This is a genomic window from Lacinutrix sp. MEBiC02404, from assembly GCF_053601575.1.
In genome coordinates this window covers 1-2,600 of sequence record NZ_JBSHNV010000204.1, presented here as the reverse complement: position 1 = coordinate 2,600, position 2,600 = coordinate 1, and the positions used below count along the sequence as shown (strand labels likewise).

Sequence of the window (2,600 nt, the reverse complement as noted above, 5' to 3'; positions counted from 1 at the left end):
GACTACCAAATGGCTTTGGGATGGTAACGTACCATTACACGAATGGAAAGAAAACCAAAATGGAGACATTTTAAGCAACAGCACCGTTGGCGACAATGGTATTGTAACTTGGGTTTTTGAAGAAAATAGTTTTATACCAACCGCCAAGCTTAAAAATAATAAGAAATTTAGTATTTTAGCAGACCATTTAGGTACACCAACTAGCATGCATAATGCAGAGGGCGAACAAACTTGGGAACGTTCTTTAGATACTTTTGGTAAGGTCATTAAAGGAGATAATAATAGTTGTCCTTTTATGTATCAAGGGCAGTATTATGATGCGGAAATTGATTTAGCTTATAATAGATTTAGGTATTATGATCCTGAGGACGGTAGGTATATTTCTGTGGATCCTATAGGATTGCTTTCGGGAGAGTTTAATCTGTATAATTATGTAAATAATCCAAATAAATGGATTGATGAATTTGGATTAAAGAAAAGTTATTCAAAAAAACATAAAGATGGAGCTACTTTTACGGATAAACAAAAGCTATATGTTCTAAAAAAAGACGGAAAAGTAGTTTATGTTGGTATTACTAGTCAACATCCTAAAAGGAGAAAGTCGCAACATAAGCGACAAAAAGGAGAAGACTCATTTGATGAGATGGTAGTTATCGGTGATGCTGATTCTAGGGGAGGAATAAGAGAAATGGAAGGTTCCGCGTTATTAGATGCAGATGGTGGCTTAGATCTAAATAGAAATGATGGTCAGCATTATCATTCTGCTAGTTCTAGTACAATTGATGTAGATTTAAATACAACAGGAGATATATATTAATAAAATGAATGAAACAAATTTAATAGAAAAAGTAAAAAAAGATATTGAAAATAAAGATATTAGTCAGCATAAAGATTTAAATGATTACTTAGTTGCTAGAGATTTGTTATTACATAATGGATTTATAAATAACAGTAACAAACAATTACAAGAAGCTTATATTGAATTATTTCCTACTAATTTTAAATTAAAAAAAGAATTAGAAGGATCTTTAAAAGATATTTTATCTAATGATGTAGAAACTAGAATTAGCACATCAAAAGATTTAGAAAAAGCATCAAGACGCGAAACAAGTATGTTAGATAAATTATGGCTAAAAGAACCAAGAACTATTGATATATTATGTCTTGCATTAAATGATGAAAATGTAAAAGTATTAGAAAACATAATTTTATGCCTTGGTAATATAGCATCAAGATATAAATACAATGATTTGGCTATTTTTGATAAAATAATCTCAAAATTTGATAAGGCAAATGATAGATTAAAAATACGTATAGCTCAATCTTGTGGAGAATTTGATACAAATAAGAAATGGGAATATATCTATAAAGCATTAGAATGTAAACCTAAAAAAGATGCTATTGAAAGATTAACAAGACACTTAAGAAATCAACACCAAGAAATCTCAATTGAATACCGAGATAAATTCATTAAAAAGTTACTTACCGACTTTTATGATGAAAAAAATAAAAATGAACTTATAAAAGCTACAGCTTTAAATACTGCAATCCTTTTAATGCAAAAAGAAGATTTAGAAAAACTAAGAAACATTAGAGACAATTACTCCCTACTTTCATCTTCAAAAAAAGCAGTTGCTAAAAGAATAGAAGAGTTAGAAAATCACTAATTAATTTAATTATTTTATTTTGAGATTAAGCTAAAAAAGGTTTATGAATATAGTTAAGCTTGAGTCTAAAGTCAAACCTTTTTTTTGGGTAGACCACAATGATGGTTCATTTGCCGTTTGTTTAACTGTTGGCACCTATAAAACTGAAATATTTGAATCAAGAAAAAACGAAGGATTTGAAGGAAATGGTTATGATTGGACATCATTAGCTATAGTGTTTTTAAATGAAAAAAAACCAGAGCTAAAAAATATTATTGATTTTGATCCAGAAGGCAGTATGTTTTGCGCTTTTTCAGATGATAAGGAGTCTTTAAAGTCATTTGCAATTTCATTTAAAGCTGCTTGTGAAGATGATTCACTAATAAAAGACCTCTTCTCCAGAGCAATTTTAGATAGCTAATTTTTTTATAACATAATTATATTACTCTTAAAATTCTCTCCAAAATTAAGCTTCTTGACATAAAAGAACCTACACAGTAAAAATAAGTTACAAAAAACAGACGATAGCAAACAAGGGATTACTAAATATGGGTGCACAGCAACAGGACATTTAGAGCAAGCCAACTTTCAAGATGGTACACAACAAGTACGTGACCAAGATAATGTTGGTAACCTTTTTGAAACCACCAACCATAACGATAGAGAATACAGTAAAGGCGGACGATTAGAGAAAAAAGGAAGCTGGAACTATAAATACGATGCCGACGGTTTTTTAACCGAAAAGTACAAAGGTAGTAGCAGCATTTTTAGAAGTAAAAAAGACCACTGGCAATACGAGTGGAACGATGCTGGTATGTTACAAACCGTAACACGACCAGATAAATTACAAGTACATTTTACCTACGATGCTTTAGGCAGAAGACTAAGTAAAACCTTTAAAAGCACCACAACCTAATGGCTTTGGGATGGTAACGTACCATTACACGAATGGAA

3 protein-coding genes are annotated in these 2,600 nt (G+C 30.5%); all 3 read left to right on the top strand.

Translation table 11 applies throughout. The features are described from left to right. Positions 1-817 (top strand): RHS repeat domain-containing protein (locus ACVCXO_RS12205; protein ID WP_452229870.1); only part of this gene is annotated, 817 nt, incomplete at its 5' end. Between the two features lie 4 nt (positions 818-821). Next, positions 822-1,667 (top strand): hypothetical protein, encoded by an 846-nt coding sequence (locus ACVCXO_RS12200; protein ID WP_452229869.1) that lies wholly within the window; start codon positions 822-824, stop codon positions 1,665-1,667. 43 nt (positions 1,668-1,710) lie between these two features. Next, a complete protein-coding gene (locus ACVCXO_RS12195) occupies positions 1,711-2,067 on the top strand; it encodes an immunity 51 family protein (RefSeq protein WP_452229868.1) in 357 nt (118 codons plus the stop codon). Positions 2,068-2,600: the final 533 nt, after the last annotated feature.